This window comes from Sphingomonas sp. So64.6b, assembly GCF_014171475.1.
GTDB classification, from domain to species: domain Bacteria; phylum Pseudomonadota; class Alphaproteobacteria; order Sphingomonadales; family Sphingomonadaceae; genus Sphingomonas; species Sphingomonas alpina_A.
The window spans coordinates 2,189,968-2,215,029 of the sequence record NZ_CP048817.1; the positions used below are offsets into that span (position 1 = coordinate 2,189,968).

At 63.6% G+C, this 25,062-nt stretch carries 21 protein-coding genes; 9 read left to right on the forward strand and 12 right to left on the reverse strand.

What is annotated here, in order from left to right; all coding sequences use genetic code 11:
* Positions 1-2 precede the first annotated feature (2 nt).
* From G4G27_RS10490 to G4G27_RS10545, 12 genes are all read right to left on the reverse strand, one after another.
* Positions 3-1,286, reverse strand: a complete 1,284-nt coding sequence (locus G4G27_RS10490) for a D-arabinono-1,4-lactone oxidase (protein ID WP_183113269.1) — start codon at positions 1,284-1,286, stop codon at positions 3-5.
* Positions 1,283-1,942: a TetR/AcrR family transcriptional regulator gene (locus tag G4G27_RS10495; RefSeq protein WP_183113270.1), complete on the reverse strand. Its 660-nt coding sequence runs from the start codon at positions 1,940-1,942 to the stop codon at positions 1,283-1,285. Before G4G27_RS10495 ends, G4G27_RS10490 begins: the two co-directional genes overlap by 4 nt.
* 5 nt (positions 1,943-1,947) lie before the next feature.
* Positions 1,948-3,153 (reverse strand): MFS transporter, encoded by a 1,206-nt coding sequence (locus tag G4G27_RS10500; protein ID WP_183113271.1) that lies wholly within the window; start codon positions 3,151-3,153, stop codon positions 1,948-1,950.
* Positions 3,150-4,565 carry an amidase family protein gene (locus G4G27_RS10505; RefSeq protein ID WP_183113272.1) on the reverse strand — a complete coding sequence of 472 codons (1,416 nt, stop codon included), beginning with the start codon at positions 4,563-4,565 and terminating at the stop codon, positions 3,150-3,152. The genes G4G27_RS10500 and G4G27_RS10505 overlap by 4 nt, the downstream gene beginning before the upstream one ends.
* Positions 4,562-5,809 carry an MFS transporter gene (locus G4G27_RS10510; RefSeq protein ID WP_202049681.1) on the reverse strand — a complete coding sequence of 416 codons (1,248 nt, stop codon included), beginning with the start codon at positions 5,807-5,809 and terminating at the stop codon, positions 4,562-4,564. Before G4G27_RS10510 ends, G4G27_RS10505 begins: the two co-directional genes overlap by 4 nt.
* 2 nt (positions 5,810-5,811) lie before the next feature.
* A complete protein-coding gene (locus G4G27_RS10515; protein WP_183113274.1) occupies positions 5,812-7,182 on the reverse strand; it encodes a GH1 family beta-glucosidase in 1,371 nt (456 codons plus the stop codon).
* A 15-nt stretch (positions 7,183-7,197) separates the two neighbouring features.
* Positions 7,198-9,633: a TonB-dependent receptor gene (locus G4G27_RS10520; protein WP_183113275.1), complete on the reverse strand. Its 2,436-nt coding sequence runs from the start codon at positions 9,631-9,633 to the stop codon at positions 7,198-7,200.
* 95 nt (positions 9,634-9,728) lie between these two features.
* Entirely contained in the window at positions 9,729-10,205 is a 477-nt protein-coding gene (locus tag G4G27_RS10525) for a lasso peptide biosynthesis B2 protein (RefSeq protein ID WP_183113276.1), read from the reverse strand.
* Complete coding sequence (locus tag G4G27_RS10530; RefSeq protein ID WP_183113277.1) at positions 10,177-10,440, reverse strand: PqqD family peptide modification chaperone; 264 nt, start codon at positions 10,438-10,440, stop codon at positions 10,177-10,179. The genes G4G27_RS10525 and G4G27_RS10530 overlap by 29 nt, the downstream gene beginning before the upstream one ends.
* A complete protein-coding gene (locus tag G4G27_RS10535) occupies positions 10,437-11,357 on the reverse strand; it encodes a sulfotransferase domain-containing protein (RefSeq protein WP_183113278.1) in 921 nt (306 codons plus the stop codon). Before G4G27_RS10535 ends, G4G27_RS10530 begins: the two co-directional genes overlap by 4 nt.
* Entirely contained in the window at positions 11,354-12,283 is a 930-nt protein-coding gene (locus tag G4G27_RS10540; RefSeq protein WP_183113279.1) for a hypothetical protein, read from the reverse strand. The genes G4G27_RS10535 and G4G27_RS10540 overlap by 4 nt, the downstream gene beginning before the upstream one ends.
* Positions 12,284-12,397: 114 nt before the next feature.
* Positions 12,398-14,266, reverse strand: a complete 1,869-nt coding sequence (locus tag G4G27_RS10545) for an ABC-F family ATP-binding cassette domain-containing protein (protein ID WP_183113280.1) — start codon at positions 14,264-14,266, stop codon at positions 12,398-12,400.
* 89 nt (positions 14,267-14,355) lie between these two features.
* Between G4G27_RS10545 and G4G27_RS10550 the strand changes: the two genes are divergently transcribed.
* From G4G27_RS10550 to G4G27_RS10590, 9 genes are all read left to right on the forward strand, one after another.
* On the forward strand, positions 14,356-14,835 hold the full coding sequence (locus tag G4G27_RS10550; RefSeq protein ID WP_183113281.1) for a GreA/GreB family elongation factor: 480 nt from the start codon (positions 14,356-14,358) through the stop codon (positions 14,833-14,835).
* Entirely contained in the window at positions 14,835-15,014 is a 180-nt protein-coding gene (locus G4G27_RS10555; RefSeq protein ID WP_183113282.1) for a hypothetical protein, read from the forward strand. The genes G4G27_RS10550 and G4G27_RS10555 overlap by 1 nt, the downstream gene beginning before the upstream one ends.
* Before the next feature lie 166 nt (positions 15,015-15,180).
* Complete coding sequence (locus G4G27_RS10560) at positions 15,181-16,362, forward strand: NAD(P)/FAD-dependent oxidoreductase (protein ID WP_183113732.1); 1,182 nt, start codon at positions 15,181-15,183, stop codon at positions 16,360-16,362.
* A 63-nt stretch (positions 16,363-16,425) separates the two neighbouring features.
* Positions 16,426-18,147, forward strand: a complete 1,722-nt coding sequence (locus G4G27_RS10565) for a DEAD/DEAH box helicase (protein WP_183113283.1) — start codon at positions 16,426-16,428, stop codon at positions 18,145-18,147.
* 15 nt (positions 18,148-18,162) lie between these two features.
* Entirely contained in the window at positions 18,163-18,624 is a 462-nt protein-coding gene (locus G4G27_RS10570; protein WP_183113284.1) for a YaiI/YqxD family protein, read from the forward strand.
* 167 nt (positions 18,625-18,791) lie between these two features.
* On the forward strand, positions 18,792-19,958 hold the full coding sequence (locus G4G27_RS10575) for an efflux RND transporter periplasmic adaptor subunit (protein WP_244624639.1): 1,167 nt from the start codon (positions 18,792-18,794) through the stop codon (positions 19,956-19,958).
* A 7-nt stretch (positions 19,959-19,965) separates the two neighbouring features.
* On the forward strand, positions 19,966-23,160 hold the full coding sequence (locus G4G27_RS10580) for an efflux RND transporter permease subunit (RefSeq protein WP_275944107.1): 3,195 nt from the start codon (positions 19,966-19,968) through the stop codon (positions 23,158-23,160).
* A complete protein-coding gene (locus G4G27_RS10585; RefSeq protein ID WP_183113286.1) occupies positions 23,157-24,620 on the forward strand; it encodes an efflux transporter outer membrane subunit in 1,464 nt (487 codons plus the stop codon). The genes G4G27_RS10580 and G4G27_RS10585 overlap by 4 nt, the downstream gene beginning before the upstream one ends.
* 65 nt (positions 24,621-24,685) lie before the next feature.
* Positions 24,686-25,045: a poly(R)-hydroxyalkanoic acid synthase subunit PhaE gene (locus G4G27_RS10590; protein WP_183113287.1), complete on the forward strand. Its 360-nt coding sequence runs from the start codon at positions 24,686-24,688 to the stop codon at positions 25,043-25,045.
* The last annotated feature ends 17 nt before the right edge of the window (positions 25,046-25,062 follow it).

A 25,062-nucleotide genomic window follows, 5' to 3' on the forward strand; every position in this document is an offset into this window, starting at 1 on the left:
CCTCAAAGCTGGGGCGCGGGCGGATCGATGCCGAACAGCGCGGTCAGGTGCGTATTGGCGAATTTGCCGGCGGGGTCGACTTGCTGCCGCACGGTCAGGAAACGGTCCGCCATCGGGTAGAGCGCGGAGACGTCGGCCGCGGTCAGCGTATGACGCTTGGCCCAGTGCGGACGACCGCCATGGCTGCGGAAGATCGTCTCCGCCTCGGCGAAGATTTCACGCCACGGCATCTTGGCATATTGGTGCATCGAGACCGACGCGCCGGGTCCCTTGTTGAATGGGCTCAGCCAGATATCGTCGGCGGCGACGAGGCGGTATTCGAACGGGAAGCTGACCGGCAGCCGCTTCCTGCGAATCCATTCGGTGACTTCGTTCAATGCGGCAAAACCGGCGGCGCGGGGCAGTTCATATTCCATCTCCTCGAAGCGCGTCGAACGCTCCGACGGGAAGACGCTATAAGCCGGACCGCTGCGGCTGCTCTTGCCGATCAGCCGCATCAGGATGTGCTGCAGCCGCGGCGTCAGGCGCGGCATGGCGGCGGCGAGTTCGCAATAGAATTTGAAGATACCTTCCGACATGTCCGACGCCGTCTTTGGCTCGGGAGCGGGCGCGCAGATATCGAGCGTCTTGAGGATCGCGCGATCCGAATAGGGGAAGACCCAGAATTCGACATGGCGATGCCGCACGGCAAGCTCTTCCCATTCCGCCGCGATCTCGGCGAGCGGCCGGACACTGAGCCGCTCCTGGAGGTGGAAGGCTGGCACCAGATCGACCTCGATCCGCGTGACGACGCCGAGCAGACCGAGCGACAGACGCTGCGCCTCGAACAGTTCGGGGCGCTCGGTCCGGCTGCACTGGACCACCGAACCATCGGCGAGCACGAGGCGAAAGGCACGGGCGAACGTGGCGAGGCTGCCCAGTTCGGCGCCGGTGCCATGCGTGCCGGTCGAGATCGCGCCGGCGAGCGATTGCGGATTGACGTCGCCCTGATTGGGCAGGGAATATCCCTTGTCCCACAAGGCGCGAGTCAAACGCGCAAGGCTCCAGCCAGCAGGCGCCCAGCCGCTAAGGCCGTCGGGGGCGATCTCGATGCTGCCTTCCAACGCGTCGAGATTGAGCAACAGGCCGTCGGTTTCACACAATGGCATGAAGGAGTGGCCGGCACCGACCACTCTCACCTTGTTTGCCTGCGCGACGTGCCGGCTCAATTCTTCCTCGGTGGTCGGCCGAAGTATTTCCGCGGGCCTGGCGACGACGCTGCCCGACCAGTTGCGCCACTCGCTCATTTTGCTGCCTCTTGCTTGTCATCGCCGAGCAGGACGAGGCGCAACATCCGCGACGCCTCGGCAAAGACATCGTCTGGTGGAATGCGATCCTCTTCGCTCAGCATCTCATCGGCGACATAGCCGAACTCGACCGCCATGCGGATGCGGCGCCACAGCACTTCCCTGGGCAGATCCGGAAAGAACGGCGCAAAGGCCTCGACCTGCCGGTCGGTGACATAGCGGTGCGATTCGATCCGGACATGAGCGAGCTTGGGCGTGGCGTGGAGCGCGCGTTCGATCCACACCCCACCGGGTTCGGATTCGGTGATGCGCGCGGTTTCGCGCAGCAATTCCTCGATATGCGCGGTGACCGCATCGATCCCGTTGGCGAGATGACGATCCATCCAGGCGATCAGCACTTCGTTCTGGCGATCCATCAGGCGCCGGCCGAGCGCTTCGATCACGGCGTATTTGTCCTCGAAATAGCGATACAGCGCGGGTGGCGTCACACCGGCGCGGGTGCAGATCATGTTGGTCGAGATCCGCTCCATGCCGACCTCGGCGAGCAAACCGCCGGCGATGTCGAGCAGATGCTCACGCGTCTGTTGCGCGCGCGCCTGTTTGGGCGGTGCCTTGGCCACGGCACGAGTTGGTGCGGCTGCGCGCGGTTTAGTCATTCTCGTCACGCTGGGTCCTTGATAATCTCATAGGCCGGGGTGGCGCGACCCCGGCTGTGGTGCAACCAGATGGTGATGGCCAGAAACAGGCTCAGCGCCGCGGCACCAAACCCCAGCGAGCCCCTTACGTCGCGGTCGCTTACCAGCATCGACACGAAAAGCGGTCCAAGGCTGGCGCCGAGAAGTTGCGCCCCGCCCAGTAAAACGGCGGCGCGGCGGGTCGGATCCGCCTCGATCGCCATCGGCACCAGAAAAGGCAAGGCGAACAACCAGAGAAAACCGAACAGGCCGGCGAGAAAGATGAACAAGACGGCGGAAGGAAGCAGCGCAAAACCGGCCACCACGCCGAGATTGGCCAGGCCGCACAATAGCAGCATATGCATCCAGCGTACCCGGCCAGCCAGGATCGTCGCCAGGGCACCGCCCGCCACCTGGCATGCGAGCGAGACCGAGACCGCAATGCCGATTACCGCCGGTCCATGGCCAGCCTGGCGCGACAGCGGCTCGGCATAGACCCAGACCCCGCCGATCGCGGCGAGATAAAGGAATGCCGCTACCAGCGCGATCCATCCCCTTGCCCCGGGCAGAGCGACCGCGCTCGTCTCCATGGCATGGGCCGGCAATGGCGCGAACCGGCGCGGCAACCCGATCACGGCCAGCATCGCGGCAAGGCACAGCAAGGCGAGCGAGAGGAAGCCGCCATCGGCGCCGAAACGCGGCATCACGGTTGCCGCCAGCACCGCCGCCCAGACGAACTGCGCAAGGGTCTGGGTCGTCAGATAGATACCGGCCCAGCGCTCCGGCGTGGGTGAGCGGGCAATCATCGCCAGCGTGATCCAGATAAGGATGCCGCTCGGCAGCCCCGCCGCCGCGCGGATCAGAACAAGGTCGGTGCCGCGCAGATGCATGGTCGCGGCATCGATCGCGGCAAGCGCCAAGCATGCCACCATGGCGATGACACGCAGCCCGACCGGCTTGAGCAATGCCCCGGCCAGCAGCGCCGCCGCGCCCATTGCGAGCAATTCGACCGTCGCGGTATAGCCCAGCTCAGTCGCCGTCAGCCGCCCTTCGCCGGCCAGCGCGCCAAGCAGCAGCGGCTGCAGTCCGGGAATGAGAATGCCGACGATCCCGAAAATCAGCGCCGCGCTGATCTCACCCCCCGACAAAGTGTGTCCGCCCACCCATTGGGGCGCTTCGCGCTCATCGATCATGATGCGAAGACCGGCGGACGGCGATGCGCCCAGGGACATGCCGCTTCGAGTTCGAAGGCGAGTTCGAACAACAGGCGTTCCTGACCCACATCGGCGGCGAATTGCATGCCGACGGGAAGGCCGTCCGCCGTCCAGTGCAACGGCACGCTCATCGCCGGCGCAGCGACGTAATTCTGCAAATTGGTCAAATTCATGAAGTCGAAGATGCGCGCCGAGAGCATAGTAGCCGGCACATCGCCGGCGATCCAACCGGTCTCGACCGGTGGCGTGAGCAGGACCGGCGACAGGATAACGTCGAACCGCGTGAACCAGTCGCGATAGGTGTGGATCATGGCCTGCTGACGGACCAGCGCAGCATCCACGTCCCCAACGCCGAACGATGCGCCAAGACGCGCCAGATTCAGCGTGAAGGGCTCGAACATCGTCTCATCGGGTTCATGCCCAAGCATCTCACGGGCCATACCGACAGCAGCCGCCGCGCCGGTCGAGAAAGCGAGGGTGAAATCCCGGACCAGCACATCGCCATCGATCGGCCAGGTCGTGGCGTCGACGTGATGGCCAAGCTGCTCCAGCAAGCGGATGGTGGCGTCAAGGCCGTCGGCGACATCCATAGCCGGCATTTGAGCGGCGATACCTTCACTCAGATAACCGATCCGCAGCCGGCGTTGCGCCGGGCCACTCACCAGCCCGACAAAGGGCAAGCCCGATTCATCTGCGGATCTTTCGGTGGCAGCGAACAGGGTGGCGGAATCCCGGACGCTTCGGCTCAGGCAATGTTCGACAGTCAGATCGAACCGTCCGGCCGGTGCCTGCGCTCCGACCAGCCGGCCAGTCGACGGTTTCATGCCGAACAAGCCGCAGGCCGATGCGGGAATGCGGATCGATCCACCGCCATCCGCCGCATCGGCGAACGGCACGACACCCGCGGCAACAGCCGCCGCCGAGCCACCGGACGAGCCGCCCGGCGTGCGAGTCAGATTCCATGGATTGAGCGTCGGACCAAAGGCGAGCGGTTCGGTGGTCGGCAGGAATCCGAACTCGCCCAGCGCGGTCTTGCCGATGACCACCAGCCCCTGCTCTTCCAGCTTGGCGATCGATGAACTGGGCGCGGTCGCCGGCGGCAAGGCGCTTGTCATCCGCGACCCCCAGCGCGTCTGCACGCCGGGCACGTCGTACATATCCTTGACGAGATACGGCACGCCGGCAAACGGCCCTTCGAGACCCGGCGCAGCAGCGCGTGCGCGCGCTTGTTCGAACAAGGGCGCGATCAGGAAATTCAGTACCGGCTGCAGCGCCTCGGCGCGCGCGATCGCGGCGTCGACCCCCTCTACCGCACTGATATCACCGCGCCGGATCATCGCCGCCGTTTCGGTGGCGTCAGCGACTGGCGGGAAGAAAACAGGTTCGATCATGCAACGCTCCGAATTCGACGGATCATGACCACCCCGCACAGCGCCAGGCAGGCCGAGAGCGCGTACAGCATCGGGTAGCCGGCATAGCTCACGACCAGCCCCGCAATCGCCGGAGCAAGGACCTGAGGCAATGCGTTCGCCACGTTGATCACGCCGAGATCCCGGCCGCGATCGGCGGCGCTTGGCAATACCTGGGTGATCAGCGCGAACTCGACCGACGTGTAGATGCCAAAGCCAGCACCGAGAATGGCGGCGGCGATCAAGGCACCAGTCCAGCCAGGCCCGGCAGCGAGGATCGCCATGCCGCATGCCAGCAGGATCCCTGCAATAACGACGAAGATTTTTCGCCGCCCCGATCGGTCGGACAGGAACCCTGCCGGGATCATGACCAGCACCATGGTCCCGACATTGATCGCGGTGATCGTCACGAGATCGGCGGCCGGATCGGCCCGGTGCATGACGTCGCCGAGATAATAGAGCAGATACAATGTGCCGATCGCATAGACGAGGTTGACCGCGAAACGTGTCATCCATGCCCAGCCCAGATCGGGATATTGACGAGGATCGATCCAGAAGCCGGCGAGAAAGGGCATCCAGGCAAACGCCGGTCGATCCCGCCGATCGAGGATGAGATCGCGGCGCAGTGCGAGATAAGGTAGCGCCGCCGCGACCAGGATCGCGACACAAATCAGATAAGCCGCGGCAATGTTCGGCAACGCGGCTTCCGCCGCCGCGACCCCACAGACCAGCCCCAATATCTGCGCGATCCCGAGCCAGCCGCCGACCGATCCGCGTTGCGCCACGGGAACCTGATCCGGCACCGCAGCGACGACCGCCGCAAACATCGCGTTAAGCGAAGTCTGGGCAAGACACCAGCCAATCACCATGACGGCTATGCTGTTCGCCGTGGCAAGCAGGACAAGGCTCGACGCGCCGCCGACGACGCCAAACAACACCCAGGGCAAGCGCCGGCCGAAACGCGAAACGGTGCGGTCGGACAATGCGCCAAACAGCGGATTTGCGATCAGCGAGCAGACCGCGCCCGCCGCGGTGACGATCCCGAGTGCGGCAACCTTGTTCTCAGGCGCGATCGCTTGTGCCTGCACGCCGAGAAGCAGCTGAATTGGCCCAAACAGGGCCACCCACAAACCGAAATTTGCGCCCGAGATCGCCGCGATCCAAGGCCATTTTACCGCGCGTTCGGGCTCGGCGATCACTGGCGGGGCAGCGACGGACAGAGCCATGGTCATGCGCCGCCGGCCGATTGTCCGCGGATCAGGTCGCGATACCAGAAATAGGAATCCTTCGGGGTCCGCGCCATCGTGTCATAATCGACATGGACCAGCCCGAAGCGCTGTTCGTAACCCGCCGCCCATTCGAAATTGTCGAGCAGCGACCAGACGAAATAGCCACGCACATCGGCACCATCATCCATGGCCCGACGCAGCGCACGGAGATGGCCGTCGAGAAAGTCGATGCGACGCTGGTCCGCAACCCGGCCCCGCGCATCCGGACCGTCGGCGTAGGAGCAGCCATTTTCGGTGATGCAGATCGGCGGCAAGGCGTCGCCATAGCGCTGCCGCAGGAGCGCCAGCATCTCCGACAGTCCGTCAGGCACCACCGGCCAGTCGAAATCGGTGCGCGGATATCCTTCTATCTCGGGCAGGTCGAAGGGAAGATCGGAAGGTATTTCAAAACCATCCACGATCCGCGCGGTTGCGCTCGGCGCACCGACACGGACGGGGTTGTAGTAATTGAGTCCATACCAATCGAGCGGCGCGGAAATGATCTTGAGATCGTCCTCCACCGGGCCGGGCATCGCTGCAGCGAGCCCGTCGGGATAGCGCCCAAGCAGCAACGGGTCCGAGTACAACCAGTTGACGAGCGTTTCGTATAAGCCCGCGGCGGCCCGGTCCTCGGCCGAATCGCTCGTTGGCCAGACCGGTGCCTGATTATTGGCAATCCCAATCTGACGCCCGCCAGCGGCGCGGAGCGCCTGCACCGCAAGCCCATGGCCGAGCAATTGGTGATGTGCGACCGGCAGCGCGTCCATCCCCAGCGTGCGACCAGGGGCGTGCGCACCAAGCGCATAGGCGAAATTGGTCAGCACCATCGGTTCGTTGAGCGTGATCCACATGCCCACCCGGTCGGCCAGCCGCTCCGCGACAATCGCCGCATAATCGGCAAAGCGATACGCAATATCGCGGTCGAGCCAGCCGCCCGCTTCTTCGAGCGGTTGCGGCGTGTCCCAATGGAACAGCGTCGCGACCGGCGTGATGTCCGCGGCACAAAGTTCATCGACAAGCCGATCATAGAATGCGAGGCCGTCGCGGTTGGCGGCACCACTGCCCGTCGGCACGACCCGCGGCCATGCGATCGAAAAGCGGTAGTCGGTCACGCCGAGTTCACGCATCAGCCCGACATCTTCGCGATAACGGTGATAATGATCCGCCGCCTTCGCGCCGCTCGAACCATCCATGATCCGCCCCGGCTGATCACAGAAAATGTCCCACGTCGAAGGACCGCGGCCGCCTTCCGCCGCAGCGCCTTCGATCTGATAGGCAGAGGTCGAGACACCCCAGCGGAAACCTGCTGGAAAACTGGGTCGGGCATTCATATCGCAATATCCCGATCAGAAACGCGCGCCGAGTTCGACACCCCAGAAGCGCGGACGATCCATCCGGACATAGGGCGTTCCGAGGGTCTCGGCGGTGATCAGGTTGAGCGTTCGCGGCGTACGGACGTCGAACAGATTGTCCGCAAACAGCGCCACCGAAAACCGATCGTCAGGGGAACGCCAACCAAGCCGTGCATTGACGATTTCACGGCTCGATCGCAATTTCGTGAGCTTGGAGAAATCGATGAGGTCACCGTAGACTGGGTCATTCTCGAGCTTCTGATCGCTGGCGCGAACGGCATCGTTGACGCGCACATGCGAGGTATAGCTGTAGCTGGCATCGGCGAAGATCGACGAGCCGCCACCGATCCGGTGATCATAATGCGCGCCGACCACGAATCGCAGGCTTGGCTCGCCGGTCGGCTGGCCGGAAATATCGACATCCCGCTCGATACGTTTCGACCAGGTCGAGTCGATGTAACTCGCAACGCCGCTGAGCTTCAGGCTCTTCGACACGACGAATTGCGTTTCCAGATCAATGCCATAGGCCTCGCTATCGCCCGATTGCGTGACATATTGCGGGACACCAGAACCAGCGACATTATCCAGGATGATCGACTGACGATTGGCATATTTGAAATAATAGCCCGAGACGTTGAACCGCAGGCGCCGGTCGAACAATTCGGTCTTCGCGCCCGCCTCGTAACTCCACACCGACTCCGGCGCGAAGAAGGAATTGATCTCCACGCTGTTGAACCCACCCGCCTTGTAGCCGCGCGTGGCCGAGGCGAAGAGCAGCACATCGTCGGTCGCCTTATAGTCGATCACGAAGCGCGGGCTGACGTCGGAGAATTTCCTCTTGCTGGTGAAACGAATCCCTTCAAGCGGGCCGGCGTTAAAGATGATGTCACCCCCAATCGCGGCATCCAAGAAAGTATTGACGTCGATCATCGCGGCATCGGGAAATGGCGGCTCCGCTTGGGGATTTACCGCCAGAATAATTGCATTGAATAATGCCCCTGGCGCCGTCACCGCGCTCAAACCCGGCGAAAAACGCGGGCCGTTCAACCACGAGAAATTCTTCTCGTCACGCGTGTAACGCAGGCCCACCGTGAGATTGAGCTTCGGCGTAACCGCCAGCGTTGCATCGCCGAATGCCGCATAGGATTTGTTGCGCGTGTAGTTGTTCATATCCTCACGCCAGGGCAGACCAAAAACCGGCAGGCCGAAACTGTCGAGGAGGGAGAAGACCGGGAAACCGACCACGGCGCCTAGCGTGGTATCGATCGAGTCGGTGAAGGCCGTGACCCTGCTCGTCTGTCGCCCACGCTCCTGGAAGTAGCTGGCCCCGACGACCAGGTTCAGCCGATCGCCCGAATGCGCCAGCCGAAATTCCTGATAGAAGCTGCTGTTCTTCTCGATATTCTCGGTGTCGAGGTAGTGCGAAATGAGGTTGGTGCCGTCCTCATCCTCGCGATTGCTGGTGGTGAATTTCTTGTAAGCGCTGATGCTGGTCAGCGTGACCGGGCCGAAGTCGTGATTGGCGGTCAATGTCACGGCGTTGAGGATACGCGCCTCTCGCGATTGGATGACATCGTTGGTGAACGGGCCGTCGGGATCCTGGCTCAGCGCGAACGGGCCAATGCCGATCGCAGCGGGGCCGTCCTTGTCAGTATCGTCATGATCGTAGCTGAGCGTGATGTCGGTATCGCTGCTCGGTTCGAAGCGCAGCGCAGCGCGACCGGACCAGTTATTCTCGCGTTCGTAATGCGCGCCGGTGACGGCATCGGTCAGATATCCGCGGCGTTTGTTGTAGACCCCGTTCACGCGCAGGAAGAGCGTGTCGGTGATCGGCACATTGACCATCGCATCGATGCGGTGCTTGCCATAGTTACCGATGCGCACCGTCGCCGCGGCTTCGAGCTTGTCGACCGGCTTTTTGGTGATGATCGAGATCGCGCCGGCCGAGGTGTTACGGCCGAACAAGGTTCCCTGTGGCCCCTTCAGCACCTCGACGCGTTCGATATCGTTGAAGAAGATCAGCGCCGCGCCGGAGCGCGCAGAATAGACGCCGTCGATGAAGATGCCGACCGCCGGATCGGTGCCGATGCCGAAATCGTCTGTGCTGACGCCGCGGATCGTAAAGGATGGCTGAGTCACTGAAGAGTCGTTGATCGACAGGCCCGGCGTGAAGGTATCGAGATCGCCAATAGTTTGCGCGCCGAGCGAGGCGATCGCCTCGGCGTTGAAGGCGGTGATGCTGATCGGCACGTCCTGAAGAGACTGTTCGCGTTTTTGCGCGGTGACGATGATATCGTCGAGACCCGAACTCTCGGCCGCCTGGCCGGAAGAATTGGCTGCTTGAGGCTGAGCCTCCTGCGCCACGGCCTGGCCACTTGCGACCAGGGCAACGCTACTCGCAGCCGCCAGCAAGATCTTTTGGTACAGCATATCCACCCCTTCCCGTTTTCGGTTCAGGTAGAAAAATCTAGCTATCGCTATTATATAGTCAAGACTATTTTACAGGCGTCCTAACGGCTGGAATTTCAGACGAAACAGCCGATTTCGGCGAGGTTGGATGCCACCGGATAGCCGGTCACCTTGACACCCGCCGCATCGAGCCAGGCATGTGCGTCGATCGGCTTCTCGTCACCGCGCCCGGCGCCGAAATGCATGACCGTGGGAATACCGCGCCGCCGCAGCATCGTCTGCGCGGCCATCGCCTGTTGCAGACACACCGAGCGAAACGGCATGAATGGCGCAGATGCACGCACCGCCCAGCCGATATCGCGGGCGAGTTTCATCTGACCGGGCGTCGCGCCCTCGCCATGAGCCGCGACGCGCGGATCGGTCGGCGGCACGAAGGCACCAAGCGTCTTCGCGATCTTGCTAAAAGGAAACAGCAACAGTCGCACGCGCGCGGACAACATGCTCGCCGACGCCTCGATCACCAGCGCACGCCGATGATGGCCGACGCCGCCGAGCGTGCGGACCTTACGGGCGAGTGACCGCAACCGCGCCATGTTTTTCCATCTGTTCGAGAAACGCTTCGACCTCGGTACGGCAGGTATCGGGTTCGATCACGAATTCGCGTTGCAGCGCCGCGCAGACCGCATCGATATCGTTCGGCGTCTCGATCAGCTCCCAGATGCGTGCGCCGACCTCGTTGACGCCGAGATAATTGCCCTTCTCCGCGCTCATCATCATGATCTCATCGCCCACGCGCGCGCTGAGCCAGTCACCCCGTCGCTCGATCAACCCGCCATCCTTTCGGTCATATCCCGTGCCGGCGCATAACCGAGCCGCGCCATCATCGGGGCGTGGTCGCGCTCGATCCTCGCGACCTGTTCGGTACTTAGCTCATCACGCCACCCGCCCGAAACCCCGCGACGGAAGAAACTGCCGGGACCGGCACCGGCCTTGGGCCGTGGCGCCTCGCGGAAACCGCGTGCTTCCTCCTGCTTCTTCAATTCGCCGAATTCGGCGAAGCCGGCCGCGCGGGCGGTTTCCTCGTGCGTCGCGTCGATGCCGGCAAAGGCGAGCGCCGTGCGTAGCATGCCACCGGTATCGGCGTGCATATCTTCATAGCGCACCAGATGGACCGGAATGTCGGTTTGAGCCAGCCAAGCCTGGATGAAACCGCTCCATCCCGCCAGTTGCTGACGCAGCTGATTGGGCTGGCGGTCGCGATGACCGCAAAATGCCGAACCGGCATCGGCCATGAAGCCGATCGCATCGTCGATGCTGGTGCGATTGTGATTGGCGAGCGAGGGCGCGACGTCGCGCGGGTCGCGCACGATCAGGATCGCGCCGTCGGCACCTTTGATGCCCGCCAGCAACGCGCCGCCGTCGGGATTATAAGTGTAGGAATCGTGCGTCTTCACAAAGCGGGTGTGGCCGATCATCGTCTCGGCCTCTTCCGGATCATCTTCGAGGACTTCCTGTGCCAGCGCTTCGTACACCATGGGTCGGAGCCGGTCGCACTCCTCATGCGTGAGCAGCGACGACGGGAACATCATGACCGAATCGAACCAGGCGCGCGCACTGGCGATGCCGCTACGCTCGGGAATGTCGTTGATGTCGACCGGCGTATCGCGGCGCAGATTGGCGACCAGCATCCGGAACCAGGTGTTGCCCGATTTCGGATAGGAGGCGAGCCAATAGGTCTTCCTCAAGCGGCGCGCTCCAGCAGGCCGAGTTCGCGCCAGTGCGCCTCGAGCCAGCCGATCACGGCGGGGAATTTGGCGAAGTTGAGCTCGCGGGTCAGCGTGAACACACCGGCGCGCTGGCTGATCGACGCTGCAGCCTGGAAATAGAGCGGCTGTTGTTTCATCCGCCGCACCATTGCCGGGCGATAGGCGTTGCCGCGCACCATCAGCGCGCCATCGACGATATTGGGGCGCAGGATTCCCGGCGCCGCCGGTGGCCGCGCCTCGCGCAACACATAGATTGCGGCGAGCGGCAGCGCGACAACCGAGGCGGCGCGCGGTTCGACATAAAATTTCTCGAGTACTTTACGTACCGGCGCCGCGCGGCGTTCAGCCATGTCGAGCTTGTCGATCGAATTCTGCCACAGTTTGAGCTGACGCCCGTCGGGCTGGACCCAGGGCAATCCGCTCGTGTCCATCGAAATGCCGCAAAAATCATCGGTGACAAGATCATAACCGGCATCGGACAAGGCCGCCGCCAAAGTCGATTTTCCAGCCCCTGACGGTCCACAGAACAATACCGCGCTGTCACGCACGCGAACCGCGCTGGCGTGGAGCACGATGCGTTCGCGCTGATGGAGCAGAATACCGAAGCCGGTACCGCTGACGAACACCGCCGCCTCTTCCGATGCGATACCGTCGGCGGTGGCGAAGACGATCTCGCGCCCTTCGGTCAGCAGCATCCGGATGATCCCGGGGACTTCGAGCAGGAATCGGCCCTGAGCGACCTGCCAGGTAGGGCCGAGCGATTCCGCATCCTCCAGCGCCGCCGGAACATCGCCTTCGCGAATGACCACATCAGGGGTGACGCCGGGTAGCTCCGGCGCCGCAATCAACCCGGGGAGTACCAGCGAACTCGCAACCGACAGTCCGGAAACGGTATAAAAGAACACGCGGACTCCCCCCGATGACACGCTGGCCTCATGCCCCGATGAACCGTGACTTATGTGGCCAATTTGACGCCGGGGCGCAATCGCCTCCGTACGGCGGCGCGTCCCACCGTCGGATCAGGCGTCCGCCTGTTCCAGCGCTTCGCTCGCCTCGAGCCATTTCACTTCCGCCGCCTCAAGTTTCTCGGCAACATCGGCGCGGCGTTTCATCAATTCGCTCATCGGCAGCTTCGATAGCGCAGGCTCGGCGGTCGAGGGATCGAACATCGCCTTGTCGAGCGCGCTCTGCTCGGCCGTCAGCTTCACGGTAACCGCCTCAGCCTCCTGGGCGGCCTTGCGTAGCGCCTGAGTCTTTTCGCGGTCCTGCGCGGCGGCCTTCTTATCCTTCTTGGCCGTTTTGGCGCCGCCATCCTGCTTGGGCTGGTTCTTGCCCAGGATCAGGTCGGTATAATCGTCGAGGCTACCGGTAAATTCGGTCGCCGTGCCATTATCGACCAGCACCAGCCGGTCGGCGGTCAGCTCGATCATGTGGCGATCATGGCTGACCACCACCACAGCACCTTCATAGGCGTTGAGCGCCTGGACCAGGGCCTCGCGAGCATCGACGTCGAGATGGTTGGTCGGCTCGTCGAGGATCAGCATGTGCGGCGCCTCACGCGTGATCAACGCAAGCGCGAGCCGGGCGCGTTCGCCACCCGACAGCTTGCCGACCTTGGTTGTCGCCTTCTGCCCCGAAAAGCCGAAGCGGCCGAGCTGAGCGCGCACCGCGGCGGGCGTCTTGCCGCCCATCATGCGAGTCATATGCTCCAGCGGCGTGTCGTCGCCGTCGAGTTCCTCGACCTGATATTGGGTAAAATAACCAACGCGCATCTTGCCCGATGAGGTCATGCCGCCCTCCATCGGCGCGAGCTGCGCTGCAAGCAGGCGGGCAAGCGTGGTCTTGCCGTTGCCGTTGCGGCCGAGCAGCGCGATCCGGTCGTCCGGGTCGAGCCGCAGGTTGAGGCGGCGCAGGATCGGCTTGTCCTCGGTATAACCGACCGCGGCCATGTCGAGCGTGACCAGCGGCGGTTTCAGTTCGTCCGGGCTGGGGAAATCGAACGTCAGCGTAGGATCCTCGGCGAGCGAGGCGATCGGCTGCATCTTGGCGAGCATTTTGGCGCGCGACTGGGCCTGTTTGGCGGTCGAGGCGCGCGCCGAATTGCGCGCGACATAGTCCTGCAGCTTGGCGCGCTGTGCGTCCTGACTGGCCTTGGCAGCGGCGAGCTGCGCCACGCGTTCGGCACGCTGGCGCTCGAAAGAATCATAACCGCCGGTGTACATCGTCACCTTGCCGCCCTCGAGATGGAGGATGGTGTCGACGACATTGTTGAGCAGGTCACGCTCATGGCTGATCACGACCATCATCGCCGGATAGCTTTTCAGGAAGCTCTCCAGCCACAGCGTCGCTTCGAGATCGAGATGGTTCGACGGCTCGTCGAGCAGCAGCAGGTCGGGTTCGGAGAACAACAAAGAAGCGAGCGCAACGCGCATCTTCCAGCCGCCCGAATAACTGTCGAGCGGGCGATTCTGCATCTCTTCGTCGAAGCCGAGACCAACGAGGATCGTCGCGGCGCGCGCATCGGCGGTATAGGCGTCGATCGCCATCAGCCGTTCATAGACTTCACCGAGCCGGTCGGCATCCTCGCATGTCTCGCTTTCGAGCAGTAGCGACGCGCGTTCGGTATCGGCGGCCAGCACCGCTTCGATCGGCGTCGTGACCCCGGAGGGCGCTTCCTGCGCGATATAACCGATGCGCGTCTTGCGCGGCATCTCGATCTCGCCGTCATCGGGCTCGAGCTGACCGATCATGACTTTCATCAGGGTGGATTTGCCCGCGCCGTTGCGGCCGATGAGCCCGACACGGCTCTTCGGCGGCAGCGCGGCAGTCGCGCGGTCGAGAATCGTCCGCCCGCCCAGGCGCACCGTGATACCGTTGATATTCAGCATGGGCGCGCCCCTAGCATGACAAACGTCTTGCCCCAAGTGGTGGCGGACAGGCTGCGAATGTTTCATGGAAGAAGATTGAGGAGAGTGACATGAGCGTCGCATTCCGTCGCGAGAGCGACGAGGAACATCTGGAACCCAAGTTCGAAATCCCGATCGCACCAGGACCGAACATCGTTACGTCGCGCGGTTTGAAACTGATCGACGCCAAGGTGACCGAACTGGAGGCCGCGGTCGACGCCGCGGTGGAACCGGAGTTGGCGGTGCTGAAGCGCGAGTTGCGCTATTGGCATACTCGTCAAACCACCGCCGAGGTCGCACCGCCGCCCGGCGATGGTGAAATCGGCATCGGATCGCGCGTGACGATCCGAATGGGCGGCAAGTCGCGCGTCGTCGAGATCGTTGGCGGCGACGAAGCTGATCCGGCCGAGGGACGCATCAGCTTCGCCGCACCGCTGGCCCAGGCGCTGGTCGGCGGAGAAATCGGCGAACGCGTCGATTTCAACGGCGTTGCCGAGGCGATCGAAATTCTCGATAGCGCCGCGATCGAGGAAGTGGGTGGAGACGCTTGATGGCCGAAAAGTTCGAACGCCACCGCCAGCCCTGGAAACAGGACGAGATCCAGAAGCTGCACACGCTCGCCAAGAAGGGCATGGGCCTGAAGGCGATCGCCAAGGCGCTGACCCGGACCGAGGAATCGGTGAAGGAGCGTGCGAAGGAGGATTCGCTGAACATCGCGAAGTTGAGGTGACTTTCTTCCCCTCCCTGCAAGGGAGGGGCTAGGGGTGGGTCAGCGATGAAGCGGGCTCGATGCCCGCTTCATCGCTCCGGTTCATGCACAACGATTCTTTTTGAGCGCGCAGACGCGCGCACCCACCCCCAGCCCCCTCCCTTGCAGGGAGGGGTGGAGATAGAAGCTGCCCTCACCTCCCCTCTACGACGCGATCATCCTCGGGGCCGGCGCGGCCGGCCTGATGTGCGCCGCGACCGCCGGGCAACGCGGCCGACGCGTCTTGCTGGTCGATCATGCCGACGAGGTGGGCAAGAAAATCCTTATTTCCGGCGGCGGGCGGTGCAATTTCACCAACGTGAACACCGCGCCCGACCGCTATCTCTCCGCCAACGCGCATTTCGCCAAGTCGGCACTGAGCCGTTACACCGCCGCTGATTTCATCGCGCTGGTCGACCGTTACGGCATCGCCTGGCACGAAAAAACACTTGGGCAGCTATTCTGTGACGGATCGGCGAAGCAGATCGTCGCGATGCTGCTCGACCAGTGTGCGATGGGCCATGTCGATCTGTCGCTCGGCCATGCCGTCACCGCGATCGATCATGCCAATGGCCTGTTCCGCGTGACGATCAGCGGCCGCGAGTTCTCCGCACCCTCGCTCGTACTCGCAACCGGTGGTCCGTCGATCCCGAAAATGGGCGCGACCAGCTTCGCTTACGAGGTGGCCCGGCGCTTCGGCCTCAAGATCGTCGAACCTCGCCCGGCGCTTGTTCCGCTGACGCTTGGCGGGGATGAGACGCTGTTCCGCTCGCTCTCCGGCGTGGCGACCGATGTGATCGCCAAATGCGGCAAGGCTGCATTTCGCGAGGCGGCCCTGTTTACCCACAAGGGCCTGTCCGGCCCGGCCATCCTGCAGATCTCCAGCTATTGGCGCTCGGGCGAGCAAGTCGGCATCGATTTCCTGCCCGGGCACAAGGCAGGCTGGCTGCTCGACGCAAAACGCGCCCGTCCGCGCGCCGCGTTTGCAAGCACCCTGGCAAGCGCCCTGCCCGCCCGGCTGGCCGAAACGCTGGCCGACCGGCTCATATTGAGCGGCGAACTATCGACCATGACCGACCGCAAACTGACCGAAGCGGAGCAGCGCCTGGCCGATTGGCGCTTCACCCCGAACGGCACCGAAGGCTATGCCAAGGCCGAGGTCACGGCGGGCGGAATCAGCACCGCGGAACTGTCATCGCAAACAATGCAAGCCAAACGCCTACAAAACCTGTATGCGATCGGCGAAGCAGTCGACGTCACAGGGTGGCTGGGCGGCTACAACTTCCAATGGGCATGGGCGAGCGGATGGGCCGCGGCACAGTCTATTTGACCGCAGTTCAACAGGTTGCGCCTTGCCGTGGTGGCGGTGCAGCCATTCTATTTTGAGAGACTCATGCCTTTTTCCAACCTTCCTCCGCTTCTTTCCGAAGCGCTCACCGCACGCGGCTATGCCGCCCCGACTCCGGTTCAGGCCGGCGTGCTCGAGCCCGAAGCGCTCGGCCGCGACCTGCTCGTGTCCGCGCAGACCGGCTCGGGCAAGACCGTCGCCTTTGGTCTCGCCATGGCGGCGCAGCTGCTTGAAGAGGATGGCCGCCTGCCGCAGCAAGGGCCGCTCGCGCTGGTCATCGCGCCGACGCGCGAACTGGCGTTGCAGGTCAGCCGCGAGCTGATGTGGCTCTACGCCAATACCGGCGGACGCATCGTCACTTGCGTTGGCGGCATGGACGCATCGAAGGAGCGTCGCGCGCTCAATCACGGTGCGCATATCGTGGTCGGCACGCCGGGTCGTTTGCGCGACCATCTCGAGCGCGGCGCGCTCGACCTGAGCAAGCTGCGCGTCGCGATCCTCGACGAAGCGGATGAGATGCTCGACATGGGTTTCCGCGAGGATCTCGAACAGATTCTCGACGGCACGCCGAGCGAGCGCCGCACGATGATGTTCTCGGCCACCATCCCCAAGCCGATCGCGGCACTTGCCAAGCGTTATCAACGCGATGCGGTGCGTATCTCGACCGTGGGCGAAGACCGCGGCCATGGCGACATCGCTTATCAGGCGGTAAGCTGTGCCCCCGCCGATATCGAGAATGTCGTGGTCAATCTGCTGCGCTTTCATGAAGCCGAAACCGCGATGCTGTTCTGCGCGACGCGCGACAATGTCCGCCATCTTCACGCCGGTCTGATCGAGCGCGGCTTCAGCGCGGTCGCATTGTCGGGCGAGCATAGCCAGAACGAACGCAACGCCGCGCTCCAGGCGCTGCGCGACCAGCGCGCGCGGATCTGCGTCGCGACCGATGTCGCCGCACGCGGCATCGATCTCCCCACGCTCAGTCTGGTCGTCCATGTCGAACTGCCGCGCGATGCCGAGACGCTGCAGCATCGGTCGGGCCGCACCGGCCGCGCAGGCAAGAAGGGCACCGCAGTGCTGATCGTGCCCTATCCGCGCCGTCGCCGTGTCGAATCGATGCTGAAAGGCGCACGAATCAATGCCGAGTGGATCAACCCGCCAACGCTCGAGGATATCAGCGCCAAGGATCACGAGCGACTGCTCGTCACGCTGCTCGAACCGGTCGAGGTTGACGACGACGATCGCGCACTCGGCGCCAAGCTGCTCGAAACGCGTAGTGCGGAAGATATCGCTGCGGCGCTGGTACGCCTGCACCGCGCACGCATGCCGGCGGCCGAAGAACTGCTGGGTGGTGGCGGCGGCAGCGATCCCGCGCCGCGCCAGGACGGCCATCGGCCCGGTTTCGAGGACATCGTCTGGTTCCGCATGGATATCGGCCGCCGCCAGAATGCCGATCCGCGCTGGTTGCTGCCACTGATCTGCCGTCGCGGGCATATCACCAAGAGCGAGATCGGCGCGATCCGCATCTCGGCCAACGAAACGCTGTTCCAGATCCCGCGCGCGGTCGCGTCACGGTTCAATGCGTCGGTCCTGCGCACCGCCGGCGCCGAAGCCGGTGACGAGGGCGGCATCAAGATCGAAAGCGTCCAGGGTGAACCGCGCGAGGCGGAACGCCGTCCCCGCCTGACGCCGAGCGCGCGCCCCAGCGGCCCACCGACCGCGCGGCACAAGCCCAAGCCGTTTCGCCGCACCAATGATCGGCAACGCTGAGCGGATCGTGTGACCGTGACTGACACCGTCCGCATCCTGGTCGATGGCGATGCGTGCCCGGTCAAGGATGAGATCTACAAGGTCGCCTGGCGGCTCGAGGTGCCGGTCACAATCGTCGCCAACAGTCATTTCAGGGTGCCGATCCATCCGCTGATCGAACGCGTCGTCGTCAGCGACGGGTTCGACGCGGCGGACGATTGGATCGCCGAGCACGCCAGTGTAAAATCGGTGGTGATCACCGCGGATATCCTGCTCGCCGATCGCTGCGTGAAGGCCGGCGCCACCGTGCTCAGCCCGACCGGCAAGCCGTTCACCGCCAATTCGATCGGCGCAGCGGTCGCGACCCGCGCGATCATGGCCGACCTGCGCGCCGGCGCCGTCGGCGATGCGATCGGCGGCCCCGCGCCCTTCGCCAAGACTGACCGGTCGCGTTTTCTGTCCGCGCTCGATGCCGCCTTAATGAAGTTGCTGCGCTAAAAAATTGTCGCAAATTGTCGCATAGCGCAATTATCGGTCGATATCAGGAACTGGCGGTGCTTTGGTATGTTTGACCGCGATAACGCAGGATGCCATCGCGCGTCGTCGGCGGTCTTCAGCGATGGGTAGGATTTAGATTGCGTCACTTCACGCCGGCTCGAGCCTTCTTGGCCGCAACTCTTTGCCTTGCGCTCGGCGCATGCGGTGGCAGTGCACAGGACAAAGGCGGACGACGCGGTGCACAAGGCACGCCTGAGGTCGGCTTCGTCGTCGTCCAGCCCTCAAGCATCCCGCTTTCCACCGAACTGGGCGGTCGTGTCACAGCCTATCAAAGCGCGGAGGTCCGTCCGCAGGTTTCCGGTATCGTGCGCAAGCGCTTATTCACCGAAGGGTCGATCGTGCGTCAGGGACAGACGCTTTATCAGATCGATCCGAGCCTTTACGTTGCGGCAACCAACGAGGCGCGCGCCAATCTGGCCAGCGCACAGGCCAATGCCGAAGCCACCAAGGTCAAGGCCGATCGGTTCCGCCCGCTCGCCGAGATCGAAGCGGTGGCCAAGCAGGACTATACCGACGCGGCCGCGCAGGCGCGTCAGGCCGCCGCGGTGGTCGCACAGAACCGCGCGCAGCTCGACACGGCACGAATCAACCTGCGTTTCACTAATGTGCCCGCGCCGATCACCGGGCGCATCGGTCGTTCATTGTTCACCGAGGGCGCACTGGTTACGGCAAGCCAGGCCGATCCGCTCGCCACGATCCAGCGGCTCGACCCGATCTTTGTCGATATCCAGCAATCCAGCGCCGATTTGCTAACCCTGCGCCGCGCGCTCGCGAGCGGTGGCGCCGTCCCGGCCCAGGCCAGTGTCCGGCTGAAGCTGGAAGATGGCAGCGACTATGGACAGACCGGCACGGTCGAATTCTCCGAAGTCGTGGTCAACGAAAGCACTGGCACCGTCACGCTACGCGCGCGCTTTCCCAATCCGCAAGGATTGCTGCTGCCGGGCATGTTCGCACGCGCGACCTTCGCACAATCAGTCGATACCCGCGCGTTTCTCGTCCCGCAGGCCGGCGTGAAGCGCGACCCCAAGGGCAATACGACGGTGCTGGTGGTCGGCCCCGACAACAAGGCGGTTGAGCGTCAAGTGACGGCCGACCGCGTTGTCGGTGCGAATTGGGTCGTGACGGCCGGGCTGAACCCCGGCGACAAGGTGATCGTCGAGGGCACCGCCAAGGCCAAGGCCGGGCAGCCGGTCAAACCCGTGCCGGCCGGATCGCCGCAGAAATTACAGGCGCCAACCAAATCAGGCACTTCCGCCGCCCAGACCAAGGGCTGACCCGCCGGTGATCTCACGCATTTTCATCGACCGGCCGATTTTCGCCTGGGTCATCGCGATCATCATCATGCTGGGCGGCATCGGTGCGATCTATACTTTGCCGATTGAACAATTTCCCGATGTGGCGCCGCCCAACGTCAACATCCGCGCGAGCTATCCCGGCGCATCGGCGGAAACGCTGGAGAACAGCGTCACGCAGGTGATCGAACAACAGCTCACCGGCATCGACGGTTTGCTCTATTTCAGCTCGAATAGCAGCTCGCGCGGTCAGGTGACGATCACCGCGACCTTCGAAAAGGGTATCGACCCCGACATCGCTCAAGTCCAGGTGCAGAACAAGGTGCAGCAGGCGATCAGCCGCCTGCCGCAACAAGTTCAGCAACAGGGCCTGACGGTCACGAAATCCAACCCCGATTTCCTGCTGCTCGTGTCGATCTACGATCAGACCGACCGGGTCACCAATCAGGACGTATCGGACTATCTGATCGCCAATTTCCAGGATCGGCTCGGCCGTATCCCAGGGGTCGGCGACACCAATGTTTTCGGCGCGCAATATGCGATGCGAGTGTGGCTACGGCCCGATCGCCTGGCCGCCTATTCGCTGATGCCGAGCGATGCGATCAACGCGATCACTGCGCAGAATACCGAGATCGCGGCGGGCGAGGTCGGCGGTCAGCCGATGCCCGCGACGCAGATGCTCAACGCGACCGTCACCGCCCAGTCGCGCCTGCAGACCCCGGAGCAGTTCGCCAACATCATCGTCAAGACGGCGCGCGACGGATCGATCGTGCGCCTATCCGATATCGCACGGGTCGAACTCGGCGCGGAGAGCTACCAGACCATCAGCCGGGTCAATGGCCATCCCGGCGCGGGTATCGCCGTCTCGCTCGCGCCCGGCGCCGATGCGCTGTCGACCGCCGAACTGGTCAAGGCCGAGATCGAGCGCGCGGCAAAGTCGATGCCTGACGGCTATGCTTATGCCTTCCCCCAGGATTCAACCGCGTTCATCAAATTGTCGGTCGAGGAAGTGGTCAAGACATTGGTCGAGGCGATTATCCTCGTCGTCATCGTCATGTTCGTGTTCCTGCAAAACTGGCGTGCGACGCTGATCCCGACGATCGCCGTGCCGGTCGTGCTGCTTGGCACCTTCGCCATCTTCTCGCTGGCCGGATTTTCGATCAACACGCTGACGCTGTTCGGCCTGGTCCTGGCAATCGGCCTACTGGTCGACGACGCGATCGTCGTGGTCGAAAATGTCGAACGACTTATGGACGAGAATCCGGACATGTCGCCGCGCGATGCGACGATCGAATCGATGAACGAGATCACCGTCGCGCTGATCGCGATCGCACTGGTGCTGTCGGCGGTGTTCCTGCCAATGGCGTTCTTCGGCGGATCGACCGGTGTGATCTATCGTCAGTTCTCGGTCACCATCGTGTCGGCGATGATCCTGTCGGTGGTCGTCGCGCTTGTTCTGACCCCTGCGTTGACCGCGACACTGCTCAAGCGGCGCAGTGAGGAGAAAAAGGGCGACAGCTGGTTCGCGCGTAAGTCGCAGGACGCGCGCGACTGGTTCAATCGCAATTTTGAGAAGATGACCGATCGCTACAGCAACAGTGTGGCGAAGGTGGTCGATCGCAAGCTGATCTTTCTGTTGGTCTACGCCGGAGTGGTGACGCTGCTCGCGTTGCTGTTCGTCCGGTTGCCGACCGGCTTCCTGCCAAGCGAGGATCAGGGCGCCGCGCAGATCCAGTTCAACTTGCCGCCGGGCGCCACCCAAGGCCGGACGGTCGCGGTTCAAAAGCAGGTCGAGCATTATTTCCTCACTCAGGAAAAGGCCAATGTCAGCGTGCTGTTCACCAATGCCGGCGGCGGCGGCGGTGGTGCGAGCGGGCAGAATACCGGGCGCGGCTTCCTTGCGCTGAGCGACTGGGCCGACCGCAAGGGAAGCCAGAACAGCGCCCAGGCAATTACTCAGCGAGCATCCAAAGCGCTGGGCGGCCTGCGCGATGCGGACATCTTCGTGACGGTACCGGCAGCGGTGCGTGGGCTCGGTCAGTCGGCCGGCTTCACCATGGAGTTTCAGAACACCGGCAGCATGACCCGTACCGATTTCAAGGCAGCGCGCGACAAATTGCTCGCCGCCGCGCGCGCCGACCCCGATCTCGCTTCGGTCCGGCCAAGCGACCTTGACGACCAGCCGACGCTCAAGATTGAGATCGACCAGCAGAAGCTGAGCGCACTTGGCCTGAGCCAGGCCGACGTCAATGCGACTTTGTCGACCGCCTGGGGTGGTCGGTACGTCAATGATTTCAACGATCGCGGCCGGGTAAAGCGCGTTTATGTCCAGGGCGATGCGCCGTATCGCCATAGTCCGGATGATATCGCACAATGGTATGTGCGCTCCGCCGACGGGCAGATGGCGCCTTTCTCGGCCTTTTCGACCATTTCCTGGTCGACTGCGCCATCGTCACTGCTGCGCTTCCAGGGCTTGCCAGCGTTCGAGATCCAGGGCCAGGCCGCGCCGGGCAAGAGCTCGGGCGATGCGATGAACAAGATGGCACAACTCGCCGCACAATATCCGGGGACCTCGGTTGCCTGGTCGGGTCTGTCGTTCCAGGAGCGACTGTCATCAGGCCAGGCACCGTTCCTCTACGCCATCTCCTTGCTCGTCGTGTTCCTGTGCCTGGCCGCGCTGTACGAAAGCTGGTCGATCCCCGTCGCGGTGTTGCTGGTCATTCCGCTCGGCCTGGTTGGTGCGGTGTTCGCGGTTACGCTGCGTGGGCTGGAGAACGACGTGTATCTGCAGATCGGGCTGCTCACCACGATGGGCCTTGCCGCCAAGAACGCGATTCTCATCGTCGAGTTCGCCGAACAGGCCGAGAAGAAAGGCAAACGCATCATTGATGCCGCGATCGAAGCCGCTCGCCTGCGTTTGCGGCCGATCCTGATGACCAGCCTCGCCTTCATCTTCGGCGTGCTGCCGCTGGCGATCTCGACCGGCGCCGGCGCGAACAGCCGTGTCGCGATCGGCACGGCGGTGATCGGGGGCATGCTGACCGCGACGATCCTCGCGATCTTCTACATTCCGTTGTTTTTCGTACTGGTGCGCCGCGGCACTCGCGACGTGCTGAAGAAGCTGCATCACGAACCACATGACGCGCCGCCACCGTCCGACCCCAAGCCCGAGGCGACGACATGAAGCACGCAATCATCCTGCTTCTCACCTCCGCAGTATTGAGCGGCTGTGCGAGCATGGCACCCGACTATGCGCGCCCCACTCTACCCGTGCCGCCGTCCTGGCCGGTTGGCGATGCCTATTTGAAACAGAGCGAGGCAGTGCTGCCGAGCGTGTCGTATCGCGATATCTTCCGCGATGCCCGGCTGCAGGGCATGATCGAGCAGGCACTGACCAACAACCGCGACCTGCGCGTCGCCGCCGCCAATATCGTCGCGGCGCGCGCGCAATATCGCATTCAGCGCGCCGACCTGCTGCCGCAAGTCGATGCCAGCGCAAGCGTAACCCGCACCGACAGCGGCACCGGCCGGACCAGCAATGGCGGCAGCGCAGTCACGGGTGGCGCACGTACCAATTACAGCGCCGATGTCGGGATCACTTCGTTCGAGATCGACCTATTCGGACGCGTTCGTTCGCTGACGACCGCCGCGCAGAACCGCTATTTCGCAACAGAGGCTGCGGCGCGTGCGACGCGGCTAACGCTGGTCGGCGACATCGCGACCGCATGGCTGACCTATGCGGCCGATCAGAGCCTGCTCAAGATCGCGCGCGATACCGCAGCCAGTGCCGAACGCAGCGTCAAGCTCACCAAGGCCCGGCTCAACGGCGGCGTCGCGCCGCGCACCGATCTCAGCCAGGCGCAGCTCGTCCTGGCCCAGGCCCAGTCCGATCTTGCCCAGCAGATCACAGCGCTCGCCCAGGATATCAACGCGCTGCAGTTGCTGGTCGGTGCGCCGATCGACACGGCACTCCTGCCGGCATCGATCGAGGATGCTTCGAAAACGCTAGCCGAGCTGCCGGCCGGGCTCGATTCCGGGATATTGTTGCGCCGCCCGGACGTGCTCCAGGCCGAATATGAACTGCGCGCAACCAATGCCGAGATTGGCGCGGCACGGGCCGAACTGTTCCCACGCATTGCCCTCACCGCTCTGGTCGGTTTCGCCAGCAATGCGCTGAGCGGGCTCTTCACCGGCGGCGCATTCAACTATTCGGTCGCGCCGAGCGTCAGTTATCCAATCTTCCGCGCAGGGGCCGGGCGCGCCGGTGTCGAACAGTCCAAGGCGCAGCGCGACGCCGCGCTTGCGACCTACGAGAAATCGATCCAGATCGCGTTCCGTGAAGTCGCCGATGCGCTTGCGCGGCGCGGCACGATCGCGGACCAGACGCGCGCTGCGCAGTCGCTGTCGGCGGCGGCTTCCGACAATTACCGCTTGTCCGATGCACGTTATCGCGGCGGCATCGATACCTTCCTGCAGAGCCTCGATGCACAGCGCTCGCTCTATTCCGCGCAGCGTTCATTGGTCGCCACGCAGCTGGTAGGCGCGACCAATCTGGTCGATCTGTACCGCACGCTCGGCGGCGACGCGCAGCTTGACGCTACGGCAAGCGGACCCGTTCCGGCAAATGCAGCGCCCAGCGGCTAATGCTGCGCAAATGAGGTGCAGCAAGCTCGCTTGACGGCGGCGCGCGGCAGGTGAAGGATGCCGTCATGGCACTGCCTTCCACACCCGATCCGTCCGCTTTCATGCGTGAAATGCTCGGCCAATGGGAGAAAATGGCCAATCAGTTCGGCGGCGAGATGATGAAGTCGGACGAGTTCGCTCGTGTCGTTCAGGGTGCCAGTACCGCACAGATGAAGGCGCAATCCGCCGCACATCAGATGATGGACAAGGCACTCGCTGCGGCCAATATGCCGAGCCGTAGCGAGGTCGAGGATCTCTCGGCACGCCTTCGCGGTGTCGAGGATACAGTGGGACGGATCGAGGCGCTGCTGATGGCGCAGGCGGGGATATCGCCCCCGGAACGCCCCAAACCCAAACGCACGCGCAAGCCTCCGGCCAAAGGGTGAGCTTTGAAATTTCTGTG

Excerpts from the sequence above, each read along its gene's own strand:
- G4G27_RS10490 (WP_183113269.1), bottom strand. The coding sequence starts at position 1,286 with ATGAGCGAGTGGCGCAACTGGTCGGGCAGCGTCGTCGCCAGGCCCGCG.
- G4G27_RS10495 (WP_183113270.1), bottom strand. The coding sequence starts at position 1,942 with ATGACTAAACCGCGCGCAGCCGCACCAACTCGTGCCGTGGCCAAGGCA.
- G4G27_RS10500 (WP_183113271.1), bottom strand. The coding sequence starts at position 3,153 with ATGATCGATGAGCGCGAAGCGCCCCAATGGGTGGGCGGACACACTTTG.
- G4G27_RS10505 (WP_183113272.1), bottom strand. The coding sequence starts at position 4,565 with ATGATCGAACCTGTTTTCTTCCCGCCAGTCGCTGACGCCACCGAAACG.
- G4G27_RS10510 (WP_202049681.1), bottom strand. The coding sequence starts at position 5,809 with ATGGCTCTGTCCGTCGCTGCCCCGCCAGTGATCGCCGAGCCCGAACGC.
- G4G27_RS10515 (WP_183113274.1), bottom strand. The coding sequence starts at position 7,182 with ATGAATGCCCGACCCAGTTTTCCAGCAGGTTTCCGCTGGGGTGTCTCG.
- G4G27_RS10520 (WP_183113275.1), bottom strand. The coding sequence starts at position 9,633 with ATGCTGTACCAAAAGATCTTGCTGGCGGCTGCGAGTAGCGTTGCCCTG.
- G4G27_RS10525 (WP_183113276.1), bottom strand. The coding sequence starts at position 10,205 with ATGGCGCGGTTGCGGTCACTCGCCCGTAAGGTCCGCACGCTCGGCGGC.
- G4G27_RS10545 (WP_183113280.1), bottom strand. The coding sequence starts at position 14,266 with ATGCTGAATATCAACGGTATCACGGTGCGCCTGGGCGGGCGGACGATT.
- G4G27_RS10550 (WP_183113281.1), top strand. The coding sequence starts at position 14,356 with ATGAGCGTCGCATTCCGTCGCGAGAGCGACGAGGAACATCTGGAACCC.
- G4G27_RS10555 (WP_183113282.1), top strand. The coding sequence starts at position 14,835 with ATGGCCGAAAAGTTCGAACGCCACCGCCAGCCCTGGAAACAGGACGAG.
- G4G27_RS10565 (WP_183113283.1), top strand. The coding sequence starts at position 16,426 with ATGCCTTTTTCCAACCTTCCTCCGCTTCTTTCCGAAGCGCTCACCGCA.
- G4G27_RS10585 (WP_183113286.1), top strand. The coding sequence starts at position 23,157 with ATGAAGCACGCAATCATCCTGCTTCTCACCTCCGCAGTATTGAGCGGC.
- G4G27_RS10590 (WP_183113287.1), top strand. The coding sequence starts at position 24,686 with ATGGCACTGCCTTCCACACCCGATCCGTCCGCTTTCATGCGTGAAATG.